The organism is Salinivibrio sp. ML198 (assembly GCF_001996015.1).
Classification (GTDB): Bacteria; Pseudomonadota; Gammaproteobacteria; order Enterobacterales; family Vibrionaceae; genus Salinivibrio; species Salinivibrio siamensis.
Genome location: NZ_MUEZ01000006.1, coordinates 146607 through 163959 on the forward strand (window position 1 = coordinate 146607; position 17353 = coordinate 163959).

Here is a 17353-nt window from a genome sequence, read left to right on the forward strand (position 1 = left end):
TTACTTCTTTTTCTGACCCGCTTTGGCTTTTTGTTTCTTCGCCTTTTTCTTACGCGCTTTTTCCGCAGGCGATTTCACTTTACGCTTTTTGCCGTTTTTATCTGCAGGCGCCTTGTCTTCTTCAACACTTGGCACCGCACCACGTTTAAGCTGTTGGCGAACCGAGGTTCGCTCACGACGGGCTTGCGGGTCTTTATTCGACTCCGCTCGGCCTTTTTTACGTTTGTCACGAGCCGTTTTACCCGGGCGACGAGCTTTGCGTTCAGAGCCTACCAGCTCAAAGTCGATTTGTCGCTCATCCAAGTTCACCGCCAAGACTTTCACTGTCACCTGATCGCCGAGTCGGAACACACGGCCAGACCCTTCGCCCACCAAGCGTTGCCCTACCATATCAAAGCGATAGTAATCATTATCGAGGTTGGAAATATGGACTAAACCATCGATATGTAGCTCATTAAGGCGGACAAAGAAACCAAAGCCAGTGACATTAGCAATCACGCCCTCCAGCTCATCACCAACGTGATCTTGCATGTACTCACATTTGAGCCAGTCCGATACATCTCGGGTGGCATCATCGGCACGGCGTTCGGTTTTCGAACACTGCTCGCCGAGCACATCCATATCGTCAAACGAGTAGTGGTAGCCACCAGTCGGGGTCCAACGGTCTTGGTTCTTACCCGCTTGCTTGGCAATCAGGTATTTAAGCGCTCGGTGGAGAAGCAAATCCGGATAACGACGGATGGGAGAGGTAAAGTGCGCGTATTGCTTGAGCGCCAAACCGAAGTGGCCTTGGTTATCCGCTTGATACACCGCTTGCTTCATCGAGCGTAGCAGCATGGTTTGAATCAGTTCACTGTCAGCACGACCATGCACCACATGCATCAGCGCCGCGTAATCTTTCGGCGTCGGCTCAAGGCCGCCGCTGAGACTCAGGCCTAACTCGCCTAAGAAATCTTTAAAGCCGCTGAGGCGCTCTTCGCCCGGCGCTTCGTGGACACGATAAAGCGCCGGCTCTTTGTGTTTTTCCACAAAACGGGCAGACGCGACATTGGCCAGGATCATACACTCTTCGATGATCTTGTGTGCATCATTACGCTCCACCGGCACAATGCGGTCGATTTTACGCTGTGCGTTGAAAATAAATTGCGTTTCCACCGTCTCGAATTCAATCGCCCCACGTTGCTGACGTGCATCGCTCAGCACCTTATACATATCGTGTAAGGTTTCTAAGTGCGGGACCAGAGAACGGTAGCGCTCACGCAGCTCCTCGTCGCCTTCCAAGATATGGGACACCTTGGTATAGGTCAGACGCGCGTGGGAGTTCATCACCGCTTCGTAATGTTTGTAACCAGATAACGCCCCTGATTCTGAAACCGTCATCTCACACACCATACACAGGCGGTCGACTTGCGGATTCAGCGAGCATAAGCCATTAGAAAGCACTTCCGGCAACATCGGCACGACTTGGTTAGGGAAATACACCGAGTTGCCGCGGTTTTGCGCTTCTTTATCCAGCGCCGAGTCAGGACGCACATAGTAACTGACATCGGCAATCGCCACCCACAAGCGCCAGCCGCCAGAGCGTTTACGCTCACAATACACCGCATCATCAAAGTCGCGGGCATCTTCACCATCGATGGTCACCAGTGGTAAATCACGCAGATCGACACGCCCCTCTTTGGCTTTTTCTGGCACCTCTTCACTCAAGTTGTTGACTTGCTTGAGCACGGCATCCGGCCATTGATGGGGAATATCATGGGTGCGCAGTGCTATCTCGATTTCCATGCCCGGCGCCATGTTCTCGCCCAGCACTTCGACAATCTTACCGACAGGATTGGTTTGGCGGGTTGGCCGCTGCATGATCTCGACCACCACCACATTGCCCATACGCGCACCTTGGGTTTGTTCCTTGTCGATCACAATATCTTGACCAAGACGGCTATCATCGGGCACCACAAAGCCCATACCGTCTTCCACAAAGTAACGACCTACAATCTGGCCTTGGCGCGCTTCGAGCACGCGAACCACACGGGCTTCTTTGCGCCCACGCTTATCGGTGCCGACACCTTGTGCCAAAATCACATCACCGTGCATCACGCTCCGCATTTGATGATGCGGCAGCATCCAATCATCGTGATTGCCTTTGCCTTCTGGGCGTAGAAAGCCAAAGCCGTCTCGGTGACCGATGACAGTGCCTTTGACCAAATCTAACCGCTCAGGTAAGGCGTAGCACTGACGACGGGTAAACACCAATTGTCCATCACGCTCCATGGCGCGCAGGCGTCGACGTAGCCCTTCATACTGCTCATCACCAGCTAGGCCCAGATGTGAAAACAGATTATCGCGACTCACTGGTGCCTTGAAGCTGCGGATAACTTCCAGCAAATGCTCGCGGCTGGGCACCGGATTCTCGTATTTCTCCGCTTCGCGTGCCTGGTGAGGATCGGCTGCGAGGCTGCTCGGGGTATTATTTGTCGAACCTGTGTCTTGCGACATAGACCTTTTCCTATTGGCGTATGTTGATTTCATTATATCTGTAAACTGTCGCTATTGCGCCGCGATGATCGCAGTTTGACGTTTTGTTTCAGCGCCTTGCTTGCAGGCAACGAGAGGAGCATGGCGCATTGGCCATATCAAATCAGATTGGGAACAGATGTGTATAGAGAGTGTAACGGATTTTGCGCGCAAAGTCGCCTACTGACAAGACCGACCGCTACCAGTAGCTGGTGCGCCGTTTAGCACGGGCGATAATGTTTTGCGGCATCCGCGCCTCAAGTGCTGAACGTAACTGTGCGATACGATTGCGGGTGCGAGAATCCGCGGTGATGGTTTGATATAACCAGCGGTAAGCGTCTTCATAATCAAGCGGCGAACCGACATCGTCCACCAGCAACTCTGCCAGCTGGATCCGGGCACGCGTATCACCCAGCGAGGCAGCTTCACGTAAATAAGGGATTGCACGGTGCTGATCTTGCTGCACCAGTGTGCCATTGGCGTAGTAACGACCAATTTGCTCCAATGCGGCGGGTAGCCCTTGCTGAGCCGCTTGCTTCATGTAGTAAACACCGAGATCCGCGTCTTGCTCAACACACACACCCCACGCCAGCATATCGCCATATAAAAATTCATAGGCAGGGGAGCCCACACGGGTGGCACGGGCTTCAATATCTTGTACGAGCTGGCATTCGTCTTGTTTGACGCGCTCAAGGTGAGAGTTGGTTTCAAACAGCGTGATAAGCTCACTTTCTTCGTATAAAGGCACAGCCGCCCCGACGTCCGCATGGGCCGTTGCTGTCGTCAGCGTCGCTGTCGTCAAAGAAAGTGAAAAAATCAGCGTTCGAAACTTCATGCCTACTCGCTATTCAACCAAGAAACCCAACAGCAACGCGCACGCTCGCCGTGTGCTTTTTTGTATCGGCACCTTGCATACTGACTTTAGCAAAGGCGGCAAGTTTTTTCCGCTTTCACGCGATTTGGCTTCCAACGCCACGCCAAAATATGAAAAAAGCCAGCGATCAACGCTGGCTTTTGGTATCGAACCGTCTTACGTGCTTAACTATTAAAAGGATGCACTTTGATAATGGTTTCGTTACGGTCTGGACCGGTCGAGACCACATCGATAGGCACACCAGTCAGCTCTTCGATACGCTTGATGTAGTTCAGGGCAGCTTGTGGAAGCTCATCCAGAGACTTCACCCCAAAGGTGTTTTCACTCCACCCCGGCATGCTTTCATAGATAGGCTCGATGTTCTCATACGCGTCAGCTGCTAGTGGAGACACCTCAACGGTTGAACCATCTGCCATCTTGTAACCGGTACAAATTTTGATTTCTTCCAAGCCGTCCATCACGTCAAGCTTGGTTAAACAGAAGCCTGATACCGAGTTAATCTGTACCGCACGACGCATGGCCACCGCATCAAACCAACCACAACGACGCTTACGGCCAGTGGTGGCACCGAATTCAGCGCCCTTGGTACCGAGGTGCATGCCAATCTCATCATCCAGCTCAGTTGGGAATGGGCCTGCCCCTACACGGGTGCAGTAAGCTTTAGCAATCCCCAACACATAGCCAAGATGACGAGGACCAAAGCCTGAGCCCGCTGCAACACCGCCGGCGGTGGTGTTTGAGGAGGTCACATACGGATAGGTGCCGTGGTCGATATCAAGCAAAGTGCCTTGCGCGCCTTCAAACATGATTTTGTCACCACGCTTGCGGGCATCATCCAGCTCTTGAGTCACGTCCATCACCATGCCGGTGAGGATGTCCGCTTGCTCCATGACTTTCGCCAAGGTCTCTTCGTAGCTTACTGGCTCGGTTTTGTAGAAATGCTCAAGCTGGAAGTTATGGAACTCCATCACTTCTTTAAGCTTTTCAGCAAAGGCTTCTTTGTCGAACAAATCGCCAACGCGTAGGCCACGACGGGCGACCTTGTCTTCGTACGCAGGACCAATACCACGGCCTGTGGTACCGATAGCTTTCTTACCGCGTGCTTGCTCACGTGCTGCGTCAAGCGCAATGTGATAAGGCAGGATCAGTGGACACGCTTCTGACAGGAATAGGCGCTCACGCACAGGCACGCCACGTGCTTCCAGCTCACCCATTTCTTTCAGCAAGGCGTCCGGGGACAGCACCACACCATTGCCGATAATGCATTTAACGTTGTTGCGGAGGATACCAGAAGGAATCAAGTGTAGGACGGTCTTTTCACCGTCAATGACAAGAGTATGACCTGCGTTGTGACCGCCTTGGTAGCGAACCACGTATTTTGCATCTTCAGTCAAAAGATCAACGATCTTTCCCTTACCTTCGTCACCCCATTGGGTGCCGAGAACGACTACGTTATTACCCATCTTCTTCGATATGCAGCTAGTTAAAAATGGATTCTAGCACCTTAAAAACTCGGTTGCAGTCATTTTTTAACCGTATTGACATTTTCACTTGTCTGCTCGGTGCCAGGTGGCTGAATGCTAGGTTAAAAGCTGGTAAGCCAGCACACTCCCAATCACCACTAAGCAGCCACCAATACGCCGCAACTGGGTGTCAGATTGTTCACCTAAAGCCATGACCATCTGTCGCCACTGTTTCGGCAGTAACATCGGCCCTAACCCCTCAACCACTAATACCAGCGCTAGCGCGCCCCACAAGCTAGTCATTCTTACCTCCTACGTCGAAAATAGGGGATAACGACATAAAAAAAGACAAGGCCAGAGCCTTGTCTTTTATGCGTCGCTACCCATCTAACGATTTACTTTTCTATCGCTTCAGGTTGCTTCATGTATTTGAAGAAATCACTCTTCGGATCCACGACGAGCATATCGCTCTTGCTGTTAAAGCTCTTACGATACGCTTGTAGCGAGCGAACAAAGCTATAAAACTCAGGCTCTTTTTTGAAAGCGCTGGCAAATAGCTTCGCCACTTCTGCGTCAGCTTCACCACGAGTGATCCGCGCTTGACGTTCTGCTTTGGACAAAATCGTCGCCACTTCGAGCTCCGCTTGCGCACGAATGATTTCCGCTTGCTCGCGACCCTGTGCGCGATGGCGACGGGCTACGGCCTCACGCTCAGCACGCATACGCGCATAAATCGACTCACTGATTTCACTCGGTAGGTTGATACGCTTGATACGCAAGTCAATCAACTCAATCCCTAAATCACGCGAGCCCTCGCTGGCCGCCCGCTCAAGGACACTTTTCATCACTTGATCACGTTTTTCAGACACAATCTCTTTGATGGTCTTGTTACCAATTTCGGCACGCAGGCCATCGGCAACACGACGTTGCAACAGAGATTCAGCCGTCAATTTATTACCGCCCCCTGTGGACAGATAATACTGGCCAAAGTCTTTAATACGCCATTTGACGTAAGAGTCGATAATAACGTCTTTTTTCTCCGCGGTAACAAAGCGGTCAGCGCGATCATCCATGGTTTGAATACGCGCATCCAAGGTCTTAACGCGATCAAATAACGGCAGTTTGAAGTGCAGACCGGGCTGGTAGATTTTCGCCACGTCGTTATCCGCTTTAAGTACACGTCCAAAACGGATCACAATGCTACGCTCACCTTCACTCACCACGAAGATCGACATCAAAAAGACCACTGCCGCTAGGACGACAACTGGGATCATCATCTTACGCATGCTTAGTATCTCCCTTCTCGTGATGAACCAGAACGCGGCGCCGACTCTTGCTGTTGAGGCTGAGAGCTTTGCTCAAGCTCAATACCATATTGGCTGCTCGACGTTTCTTTACGCTGGTTAGCGCCAACGGCTGCGCCTCCCATTAGCTTATCCAGTGGGAGATACATGAGGTTGCTGTTTCCGCTTTGCGAATCCACCATCACCTTACTCGTATTGCTGTACACTTCTTCCATGGTCTGGATGTATAGCCGGTTACGCGTCACACGGGGTGCATCACGATACTCAGGCAAGAGTTTCTCAAATTGAGAGACTTCACCCTCTGCTTCGTTAACGGTACGCTCTTTGTAACCCAATGCCGCTTTTTTCAGCGTTTCAGCACGACCCGTTGCTTTCGGCAACACATCATTACGATACGCTTCGGCTTCACGGATAAAGCGGGCCTCATCCTCTCGCGCTGCAATCGCATCATCAAAGGCGTCTTTGACCTGCTCCGGTGGGCGCGCATACTGGAAGTTGACATCCACCACCAACAAGCCCATATCGTACTTGTCGATGATTTCGTTCAGCTCAACCTGAGTGCGCTCACGCACTTCTTGACGGCCACGAGTGATGATGTCGTCCATCAAAGAGTCACCGACGACCGCACGCAATGCTGAATCGGTTGCTTGACGCAAGCTGTCATCTGCATTGGTCACGCTATAAAGATATTGCTGTGGATCCATCACGCGGTACTGAACGTCCATCTCCACGTTGACGACGTTTTCATCTTTGGTCAGCATCAGGCCAGAGCTATTGAGCGAACGAATCGACTCTACATCCACCGTGCTGACCGTATCCACAAAGGTTGGCTTCCAGTTCAGGCCCGGTTGAACGATACGATCATACTGACCAAACCGCAGCACCACACCACGCTGGGCTTCTCCAATGGTATAGAACCCGGAAATACCCCAGACAATGATACCTATCAGCGCGAGAACGCCTAGCCCTGCCATACCACCGCCGAACGATGGTCCTTTACCTTTTCGGCCACCTAAGCCGCCCAATTTGCGGCTTAGTTTGTTAAACAATTCATCAAGATCCGGTGGCCCTTGATTACGGCCTCCACGATTCCCCCAGGGGTCTTTGTCGGGACCGCCATTGTTTCCTGGCTCATTCCACGCCATTCGCGCACTCCATCAAATTGATCTGACGATAATTTTTTACTCTAGCAGCCTAATCACTGACGATAAAGTCGCCGAGTTGGTTGCCTTCTCTTTTTTCTAACCGATACCAGTCCGTTTGCGGCAGCCTGACATCGACGAGTAGATGCCCATCATCTTGGTACTCTTCACTGATAACGCATCGCATCTGGTGAAATTTACTTTGCATTCGCCCAGCCATACTTGGTGGCAGCCGTAATTGATGCCGCACCATGGTGCCAGATAAACGCTCGGTAAGGGCTTCAAATATGAGCGCGATACCTTGACCAGACAACGCTGACACCCATACTGCTTTCGGAACGCCCTCTTCGTCCCGTTCAATACGAGGCTCAGCCTGATCCAGACTATCTATTTTGTTCATAATGATAAGATGAGGCACATCCGCCGCATCGATTTCATCCAACACACTGTTGACCGCTTCAATGTTGTCACCAAAGCGTTCATCACTGGCATCGACCACGTGTAGTAGCAAGCTCGCTTCTTGCGTTTCTTGAAGCGTTGCTTTAAATGCCGCGACTAAGTCATGCGGTAAGTGACGAATAAAGCCGACGGTATCCGCCAATATCGCGGTACCCACGTCGTCCACTTCAATACGGCGCAATGTCGGATCCAAGGTGGCAAACAGCTGATCGGCCGAATATACCCCCGCTTCGGTGATCCGATTAAACAAGGTCGATTTGCCCGCATTGGTATACCCGACCAATGACACAGTCGGCACTTCCGCCCGCGCGCGCGCACGTCGCCCTTGCTCACGCTGCTTCGCAACCTTATCCAGTCGCTTTAAAATCGCTTTCACCCGATCACGCACTAAGCGACGGTCTGTTTCTAACTGTGTTTCACCCGGGCCACGCAAGCCAATCCCGCCTTTTTGACGCTCAAGGTGAGTCCAGCCTCGCACAAGCCGGGTAGATAAGTGGCGTAACTGAGCCAGCTCAACTTGCAACTTACCCTCATGGGTACGCGCACGCTGGGCAAAAATATCGAGGATCAATCCGGTTCGGTCTAACACTCGGCATTTAAATCGCTGCTCTAGGTTGCGCTCTTGGGCCGCGGATAAAGTGTGATTAAAAATCACAATGTCCGCGCCGACTTGTTGCACAGTATCTGCTATTTCTTGGGCTTTTCCCTCGCCAACAAAATATTTGGGATGAGGGGACTGACGGCTGCCGACAACAACTTGCAAGGCATCGACACCCGAGGATGACACCAGCATTTGAAATTCGCTGAGATCATCCCACTCGCCATCATGGGTAAAGTTTATATGAACGAGTACAGCCTGTTCACCGGCCTCGTAACGGTCAAACAAGCGATAGACTCCTTAGCAATAGAATGCTTTATTCCTCAGGTTTTTCTTGCTGACGTTCGCCCTGTGGACGCTCACCAGCCCCTTGATTATTGTTGTGGTGGCTCACAGCACGTGCCGGCACAACGGTTGAAATCGCGTGCTTGTACACCATTTGATTAACCGTATTTTTTAGCAGGATCACGAACTGATCAAACGATTCGATTTGGCCTTGCAACTTAATACCATTTACTAGGTAAATGGAAACAGGAATGCGCTCACGACGTAACGCGTTCAGGAATGGGTCTTGTAATGATTGCCCCTTAGCCATTATTTCTTTTCCTTATTTGTTTGTAATTGTAGTCAATTGTCGCGGTTAAGCAGCGTCCTTGTCAGTGACAGTATACATCAAGTTTCCGTCCCTGCCGTCAACGCTTTTGTCACCGTTTGTAAAGACAGCGACGGCGTGTCGCTATCAAGCCAAGTCACATTATCCCAGCCTCTTAGCCAGGTTATTTGACGCTTGGCTAACTGGCGCGTCGCGCAAATCCCACGGTAAACGGCTTCATCATGGGTGCAACGTCCGGCCAAATAGTCCCACATCTGACGGTACCCGACACAACGAATCGATGGCAGATCAACATGCAGATCATCGCGTTCGTATAATGTGCGTACCTCTTTTTCAAACCCCGCGTCGATCATTTTATCGAAACGAAGCTCGATGCGGCGATGCAATTCGCCTCGATCCTGAGGCGCTATTGCAAATTGGTGTACCTGATACGGCAAAGGTTCACCTTTTTTTTCTGTTAATGCTGTTAGGGTCTGCCCACTGATCCGATAGACTTCTAACGCCCGCATGATTCTTTGCGGATCGTTAGGGTGGATCCGAGCGCCCGACACGAGATCAACCTCGCATAACTGAGCATGTAATGCTTCCCAACCATGCTGTTGCGCCTCGTTTTCTAACCCCTCACGGATATCAGGATCCGCACTCGGCAACGGCGATAGCCCTTCTAACAATGCTTTAAAATACAGCATGGTGCCTCCCACCAACAGTGGGATCTTACCATCGGCGACAATCGTCGCCATTTCTGTGAGCGCATCTTCACGAAAATCTGCCGCCGAGTAGGCTTGAGACGGATCACGAATGTCGATTAGACGATGCGGCGCTTGCGCTAATTCCTCCGCTGTCGGCTTGGCGGTGCCAATATCCATCCCGCGATAAATCAGTGCCGAGTCGACACTAATGATTTCTACCGGCAAGGTCTGGCGCAGCGCAATGGCCAGATCCGTTTTCCCGGACGCGGTCGGTCCCATCAAAAAAATCGCTTTAGGCAGCGGATTAGTCATGCTGTAGTGCTTCTATCACTGAGGTCAGGTCGATGCGTTTAAAGTAGCGCTGGCGGCCCTTTTCTAACGCGTCCCCCTGCCAATATTGTTCAACGTCCGATACGGTTTGTACCGCTTGCGCAAGGCTGACTGGATCCGATGCTACTGTCAACTGCTTTGCCAGCCAACAGCACATACTCGCGCTGTGATCCATGTGGGATTGCTCAGGATCTAATTGCGCTAAAAACGCCAATAACGCGGGGATAAAAGCCTGTAAGTTATGCTGTCTTAGTGGCTGACAGACTGACATCACCATTAATTGCTGCCCTTTAGGGCGAATATGAATACCAAACTGGCCAAGTAACGCCTGATACTGGATCACGCGCTGACACTCTTCTGTAGAGGCAGATAACCGTTGTGGGATCAATAGAGGTTGCGTGACTAGCCCCTCACCCAGAGCGGGTTGTAGCGCGCCTTGATGGCGCCAGCATTCTAACCGGTGATGATCGGCCAGCCATAATCTCTCACCCCATGCCATCAGCACATAGTGCTGCTCAACCACTGAAAGCACCTTCCCTAATCCAGGCTGGCCCGTGCTCGTGGTTGTTGAGACGGTATCAAGAGCTGCCGGGACGCTGTCGAATGGCGACAAACTCGTCGCACGCGTTGGCGTGGCACCACCTAGGTCAGCCCCGGCATCCGGTTGGGGGGTCATCAATGCTTGATACGCTTGCGTCGCTTGCTTTGAGGGTGAGCAAGAAGGAGTATCCGCTCTCCCCGGCCAGTCTGAACCGTGAGAAGGTCGGCCACGCGTTGGGCCGTCATCGGCGTGGTGCTTATACGCTGTACCACGTGACCAAGAAGCCGGTGATGCTGCGTCTTCCTGCCGTTTACCGGGGTAATCAGGGAACGCGTCAACCGCTTGTTGGTAAGGGTTGGGGTTGGCGGTCGCAGAGGCACGCGGCTGATAAGTGACCGCTTCTCTCACTTCGCCCGTCTCAGGGTTCACACTGTGGTCTTCAGGTAACGACGCTTGTTGTAAGCCGTCATAAATGGCTTGATAGATAAAATCATGCACCAAGCGCGCCTGATGAAAACGGACTTCATGTTTCGCTGGGTGCACATTGACATCCACTTGATGCGGATCGACATCAATATACAGTACGAAAGCAGCGTATTGATCCCGTGTAAGGCTTTGTTCATAACCTTGGCGAATCGCGTGATTAATCAGCTTATCTTTCATCATGCGCTGATTAACAAAGCAATGCTGCATATCATTTTGCTGACGAGCACCTTCTGGTGTGCAAATCCAGCCTGTCAGTGCCATGTCGTGATGATGCAGGTCAATCCGCAACGCATGCTCAACAAACTTTTGCCCACAAATCGCCTTCACGCGGCGTAATGGATCGCCGTTTTCTGGCACACGTCGATACTGGCGCACTTGGGTACCGTTATGGCGCAGGTTGATGGTGATATCAAACCGGCTCAATGCAATGCGTCGCAGTAACTCATCAATGTGGCCAAACTCGGTTTTCTCAGTGCGTAAAAATTTGCGCCGCGCTGGGGTGTTAAAGAATAAGTCCACCACTTCAACGGTACAGCCAACCGGGTGGGCGGCGGGCTTTACATTCACCGCCATCTCTCGCCCCTCAGCAAACGCCGACCATGCTTCTTGCTGGTCAGCAGGACGCGAGGTGATAGTAAGACGTGATACCGAGCTCACACTCGCTAGCGCCTCACCGCGAAATCCGAGGCTCATGATCGCCTCAAGATCATCCAAGCTGTGGATCTTAGACGTGGAGTGTCGACTGAGGGCAAGTTGCAGATCCGCTTTGCTGATCCCACACCCATTATCACGCACGCGGATCAGCTTGCTTCCCCCTTTTTCAATATCCACATCAATACGGGTTGCCCCCGCATCAATGCTGTTTTCGACCAGCTCTTTCACCACCGAGGCGGGACGTTCGACCACCTCCCCAGCAGCAATCTGGTTAGCAAGGCGCGCGGGTAAAATCTCAATCGCCATATCAGCTTCCTGGGATGATCAAGGTTTGCCCGACCGCCAGCGTATCAGAGCGTAATTCATTGGCGCGGCGGAGGCTCTCAATGGTCACTCCGTAATTGCTGGCAATTTTGCCAAGGTATTCACCGCGTTTGACTTTGTGTTTGACCGCTGGCGATGTCGCGCCCGGCACGCTTAGCTTTTGCCCCACCCAGAGCGTGTCAGACTTCAGGTTATTCGCGCGGCGCAGCGTCGCCACCGAGACCTGATAATGCTCGGCAATTTTGCCAAGAAACTCTCCGCGACTCACGGTGTGCGTCAGCGTACGCGTTGACGTCGTTTTGCTGGTCTTGCCTGCTAATTTAGCGACATCAACATTAGGGATCGATAACACTTGGCCAACCCGCAAGGTATTGGAGGTTAATCCATTCGCCGATTTTATCGCGGCGACGGAACTCTTATATTTTTTGGCAATGACCGACAGTGACTGGCCGGCACTGACTTTGTGTTTTACCCCGTTTTTGCGCGCAGCAAACAAGGTGCCATCCGGCGGGAAGCGCTCAAAATAATTGCGAATACCATGATAGACCGCATCCGCGAGCCGGCGCTGATGATCCCGCTGAAATAGCAGGCGTTCTTCTTGTGGATTAGAGATAAAGCCAACTTCGACGAGCAAAGACGGTATGTCTGGTGACTTTAATACCGCGAGGCTGGCGTGCTCTGGACTCGATTTATGTAATTTGGTGACTTTGCCGAGCTCCTTTAGGACGCGTTTCGCAACATTAAAGCCTTCCTTTTGCGAGTTACTAAACTGCAAGTCCAATACCGCACGACTTAAGTATTCGTCCTCATTATTCTGAGCCAGCAAAGAGCCCCCACCCAACAAGTTAGATTGCTCTTCATGTTTTTCTATCCAACGACCAATTTCACTGTTCGCACGGCGACGAGAAAGGACCCATACCGATGCGCCACGAGGTTGTGGTTTATGGAAACCATCTGCGTGCACCGAGACCAATAAGTGGGCTTTGTGTTGACGCGCAATTTCAGACCGACGGTTCAAATCGACAAAGTAGTCCCCCGTACGCGTTAAAACCGCACGCATGCCAGGAACAGCGTTAATGCGTGCCGCCGTTTGCTTAGCGATAGAGAGCGTGACATATTTTTCAAATTTACGGCTAGGCCCCACCGCACCGGGATCATTACCGCCATGCCCGGCATCAATTGCCACCACGATATCCTCGGTGCCAAAAGGCAATGCAGCCACCGTCTCACGTCGCTTCTTTTCAGCAACAGACAACGCGGGTTTATTTTTATCTACTTTCTTAGGATGGGGTAAATCAACCACCAGCCGGTGGCCATATTCTCCCCCGGGGGCGAGTGAGAAGATATGCGGCTTGGCACCGTCTTTTAACTCAAAAACTAACCGATACGTCGATGCCTCGGGCGGACTGCTCTTACGGATTTTACGCAAGATATCACTGCCTTTGACCGGCTTAGGTAAGCGCGTAGCCAGCTGGCTCTGCTTTAAATCAACCACCAGCCGATCGGGACGTGACAGTGAGAAATAGCTAAAATCCGGTTTATCTTCAAGATCTACCACCACCCGTGTCTCATTGGGGGCGGGCCATACCCGAATATTTTCAATCTTATTGGCCCAACTTGTTGCACTCAACAAACTGGCGATCATCAAGATGCAAAGCCGCTGCCACATCATGCTAGTCTTCCCATTCTAGACGGTCGATAATTGCGATCCCAACGCGGGTATTCGCGTCAATAACCAGTTCACGCTGCTCACCGTCATAGCGCAGAGTAATGTCTAGATCGGCGCGCGGTAACCAGCCTTGGCCTTTTTCCGGCCATTCAATCAAGCAAAGCGCCTGATCATTAAAATAATCACGGATCCCCATAAACTCCAGCTCTTCCGGATCGCCCAACCGATAAAGGTCAAAATGGTATATGTGCCAGGGTGGCAATAGGTAAGGTTCCACGAGCGTATAGGTGGGGCTTTTCACATTCCCGGTATGTCCCATTGCTTGCACAAAACCGCGGCAGAAGGTGGTTTTGCCAGCGCCAAGATCACCGTGCAAGTAACAAGTGGTATTTTGCGTACATGCACGCGCCAACGCGGCACCAAACGCCACAGTGCGATCGGCATCAGTCAATGAGGTGGTAAAAGTCTGGGTCATACTACAAAGGGATCTCATCTTTATATGGGTATTCGTCGCACCTTGCATGGCTACCGCCACCCGTGCGCTAATCTACTAATTGTTGCAAATAGGGGAATAGATCGCTGGCCAATAACCCCCGTTCACCTGCCTCGGCCGCCTTATCACCCGCTTTGCCATGAAGATAGCACCCCAGAGCCGCGGCAGGAAATAAGTCTACGCCTTGCGCCAGAAGACTGCCTATGACACCCGACAGCACATCGCCCATTCCCCCAGACGCCATGCCAGGGTTACCGACATTAGCAACAGCATAATTTGTGCCATCATATACGATTGTTCCCGCTCCTTTAAGTACGGCAACGCCACCATAACGCGTGTGTATCGCTTTGACGGCAGCAAAGCGGTCAAGTTCCACTTCTTTGGTTTCACAACCTAATAAGCGCGCCGCCTCACCGGGATGTGGGGTGAGGATCCAGTCATCGCGATGTTGTGGCTGCCGCGCTAACTTATTGAGGCCATCCGCATCAATCACCTTGGGCGTCCGGGCACTCATGGCGATCGTCCACAACGCATCCGACCACGCACTCTGGCCGAGTCCCGGGCCAATGACCAAATGTGTTGCCCATGCCAACGTCTCACTGAGTGATTGGCCGGGCTCCCACCCTTGCGTCATCAGTTCTGGCTGACGTGTTACCAGCATCAGGGTATGCGCTTTTTGCGTCACCACTTTGACAAGCCCGGCACCGGTTCTTAACGCCGCTTGCGCTGACAAGGCCACTGCGCCCGCCATGCCCTGGTCGCCCCCTAAACATAGGACGCGACCGAATTGTCCCTTGTGTGCGCTACGTGAACGTTTAGGTAAATGCGGCTCGACCCAGTCATCACGAACAAGGTAACCCGCAGGGGTGGACTGACGCGAGAATGCTGTCGCGACATTCAGGCCTGCAAACATTAACTCACCGCGATGGGCAACCGCTTGGCCGGTGAGCAATCCTTGCTTTAACGCAATCAAGGTGACGGTCACATCGGCGTCAATAGCCACGCCTTTCACACAGCCACTATTGGCACAAAGCCCAGAGGGAATATCTACCGCAACCACAGGTACCGCCGCGAGGTTGATGGCGCTGATCGCCTGAGCAAACTCCCCCTCCACGGCACGCGATAATCCGGTACCCAAGATAGCATCGACCACCACATCGAACTGGCTAATCGTTGGTGGGTGTTCAACATAGCTACCACCACAATCTTGCCACTCTTGCCAAGCGGTCGCCGCATCACCCTCCAGTTTGCTTGGTGTCACTAGCGACCACACGGTAACGCTTAACCCCGCGGATTTGGCAAGCCGCGCAATCACATAACCATCACCCGCATTGTTACCGGCACCACATACGATTAATAGTCGTGCCGCATTGGGATAATGTTGATTGATACAGTCAAACACTGACTGCCCAGCACGTAGCATTAGCTGATACATGGGAATCGACAGTGCACGCGCGACCGCTTGCTCGCCTTCACGAACTTGCTCTGCGCGATAGAAACTCTGTGGTAAACTTGTCGCCATTAAGTGCCTCCATTGATTGTACTGCACCACCCAAGGCCTCAGGATCTATCGCTATGTCGCAACCCAAGCCCGATGCATCCATTGATTTCGACCAACTTGCCCAACGTATCAAGCAATGGGGGCAAGCGCTAGGCTTCCAGCAAGTGGGGATCACGGATGTTGATCTCAAGCAACATGAAGCGCAATTACAGCGCTGGCTCGACAACGGGTATCACGGTGAGATGGCGTGGATGGCCAGACATGGGATGATGCGTGCGCGACCGGACGAACTGGTGCCAGGCACAGTGCGCGTGATCAGTGTGCGGATGAACTACTTGCCGCCTAACGCGGGCTTTGCCCAAACACTGGCAAACCCTGATTTAGGATATGTGAGTCGTTACTCGCTGGGACGTGACTACCATAAACTGATTCGGAATCGACTCAAAAAGCTGGGCCAACAGATTGAGGCTGAAGTGGGCCCATACGGATATCGTCCTTTTGTCGACTCTGCACCTGTTTTAGAGCGCCCGCTCGCGGAGAAAGCCGGCTTAGGTTGGACAGGCAAACACTCCCTGATCCTCAATGATGAAACCGGATCCTGGTTCTTTCTCGGTGAGTTATTGGTGGATCTTCCTTTACCCGTCGACACCCCTGTCGAGAATCAGTGCGGTAAATGTGTTGCCTGCATGACAAGCTGCCCCACTCAAGCAATCGTCGCAGAAGGCGTGGTCGACGCGCGCCGCTGCATTTCCTACCTGACTATCGAATATGATGGCGTGATCCCCTTAGAATTTCGCCATGCCATCGGTAACCGTATCTATGGTTGCGATGACTGCCAGCTGGTTTGTCCGTTTAACCGTGAGGCCGAGATCACCTTAGAGGCCGATTTTCATTGTCGCCCCAGCCTCGAACAACAGCCACTCACCACGCTGTTCAACTGGGATGAGGAGACCTTCTTATCGCTCACACAGGGGTCGGCGATACGTCGCATCGGGATCCAAAAATGGCGGCGCAACCTAGCGATTGCCATGGGCAATGCCCCCTTCAATCAAGCGATCATCGACAGTCTCAAGGCGCGGCTCGGTGAGGACGAGCTGGTTGACGAACATATTCACTGGGCGCTCAGCGAACAAGAGAAAAAACGACAGCGTATTGATGTCAAACCATTACCCACAGGGACGCGTCGTCTCGTGCGCATCATAGAAAAAGGATTGCCTCGTGACGCTTAATCGGGGGCTTACAAGCGGAAAGATGACGCTATTCACATAATGTGGAAAACCGTCACGCAATGCGCATTTATGGTGCGCTTTTTGATAGTTAAACACATTGATGGTGCATTAAGCGAGCAAGATCACGTAAGTGAATAACACTGTGGAAAAGCGTTAGCTAACCTGAAAGAAAACCATGTATTTTTCTTATTTTACAAGCAGTTAAGGTATGTTTGCGTTTATTTCACATGTGCAACATAGATACCGTGCCTGATGATAAGATAACCAGCACCGTACACAGCAACAAATCCATTAACTGGTTTATCCACAACGCTTTCTCTGTGGATAAGTCTGTGCAGTATTGGTAAAAACCGCGCCACCGTGCGCTTTCAGAGAAAGCATGGACAGATGGGATTTGTGTAAGAAATGATGCTTCACAGCATTAAAGATGGCGCTATCTTAAACGCCACACTGGTGGTTAACCAAGTGAT

Annotated in this window: 14 protein-coding genes; 1 reads left to right on the forward strand and 13 read right to left on the reverse strand. The window is 52.0% G+C overall.

Going from position 1 to position 17353, the window contains the following annotated elements; translation table 11 throughout:
- The 13 genes from rnr to BZG25_RS05990 form a co-directional block, all read right to left on the reverse strand.
- Entirely contained in the window at window positions 1-2496 is a 2496-nt protein-coding gene (rnr, locus tag BZG25_RS05925; RefSeq protein ID WP_077638686.1) for a ribonuclease R, read from the reverse strand.
- A gap of 217 nt (window positions 2497-2713) precedes the next feature.
- Window positions 2714-3349 (reverse strand): flagellar protein MotX, encoded by a 636-nt coding sequence (motX, locus tag BZG25_RS05930; RefSeq protein WP_046074374.1) that lies wholly within the window; start codon window positions 3347-3349, stop codon window positions 2714-2716.
- A gap of 203 nt (window positions 3350-3552) precedes the next feature.
- Complete coding sequence (locus BZG25_RS05940; protein WP_046074376.1) at window positions 3553-4851, reverse strand: adenylosuccinate synthase; 1299 nt, start codon at window positions 4849-4851, stop codon at window positions 3553-3555.
- Window positions 4852-4968: 117 nt separating this feature from the next.
- On the reverse strand, window positions 4969-5154 hold the full coding sequence (locus tag BZG25_RS05945; protein ID WP_046074377.1) for a DUF2065 domain-containing protein: 186 nt from the start codon (window positions 5152-5154) through the stop codon (window positions 4969-4971).
- Between the two features lie 92 nt (window positions 5155-5246).
- Window positions 5247-6137: a protease modulator HflC gene (gene hflC, locus BZG25_RS05950; RefSeq protein WP_046074378.1), complete on the reverse strand. Its 891-nt coding sequence runs from the start codon at window positions 6135-6137 to the stop codon at window positions 5247-5249.
- A 2-nt stretch (window positions 6138-6139) separates the two neighbouring features.
- Window positions 6140-7300 (reverse strand): FtsH protease activity modulator HflK, encoded by a 1161-nt coding sequence (hflK, locus tag BZG25_RS05955; RefSeq protein ID WP_077606418.1) that lies wholly within the window; start codon window positions 7298-7300, stop codon window positions 6140-6142.
- 49 nt (window positions 7301-7349) lie between these two features.
- Entirely contained in the window at window positions 7350-8642 is a 1293-nt protein-coding gene (hflX, locus tag BZG25_RS05960) for a ribosome rescue GTPase HflX (protein ID WP_046074380.1), read from the reverse strand.
- A gap of 28 nt (window positions 8643-8670) precedes the next feature.
- Entirely contained in the window at window positions 8671-8949 is a 279-nt protein-coding gene (gene hfq / locus BZG25_RS05965; RefSeq protein WP_046074381.1) for an RNA chaperone Hfq, read from the reverse strand.
- 77 nt (window positions 8950-9026) lie between these two features.
- Window positions 9027-9968 (reverse strand): tRNA (adenosine(37)-N6)-dimethylallyltransferase MiaA, encoded by a 942-nt coding sequence (gene miaA / locus BZG25_RS05970; RefSeq protein WP_077638687.1) that lies wholly within the window; start codon window positions 9966-9968, stop codon window positions 9027-9029.
- On the reverse strand, window positions 9961-11973 hold the full coding sequence (gene mutL, locus BZG25_RS05975; RefSeq protein WP_077638688.1) for a DNA mismatch repair endonuclease MutL: 2013 nt from the start codon (window positions 11971-11973) through the stop codon (window positions 9961-9963). Before mutL ends, miaA begins: the two co-directional genes overlap by 8 nt.
- 1 nt (window position 11974) lies before the next feature.
- Window positions 11975-13663 (reverse strand): LysM peptidoglycan-binding domain-containing protein, encoded by a 1689-nt coding sequence (locus BZG25_RS05980; protein ID WP_046074384.1) that lies wholly within the window; start codon window positions 13661-13663, stop codon window positions 11975-11977.
- Between the two features lies 1 nt (window position 13664).
- Window positions 13665-14135, reverse strand: a complete 471-nt coding sequence (gene tsaE, locus BZG25_RS05985; protein WP_046074385.1) for a tRNA (adenosine(37)-N6)-threonylcarbamoyltransferase complex ATPase subunit type 1 TsaE — start codon at window positions 14133-14135, stop codon at window positions 13665-13667.
- 67 nt (window positions 14136-14202) lie between these two features.
- A complete protein-coding gene (locus tag BZG25_RS05990; protein WP_077638689.1) occupies window positions 14203-15675 on the reverse strand; it encodes a bifunctional ADP-dependent NAD(P)H-hydrate dehydratase/NAD(P)H-hydrate epimerase in 1473 nt (490 codons plus the stop codon).
- An 80-nt stretch (window positions 15676-15755) separates the two neighbouring features.
- On the opposite strand from BZG25_RS05990, the gene queG reads away from it, so the two are divergent.
- The gene (queG, locus tag BZG25_RS05995; RefSeq protein ID WP_158010252.1) at window positions 15756-16883 is read left to right on the forward strand and encodes a tRNA epoxyqueuosine(34) reductase QueG; all 1128 of its coding nucleotides are present in this window, start codon (window positions 15756-15758) and stop codon (window positions 16881-16883) included.
- Window positions 16884-17353 lie beyond the last annotated feature (470 nt).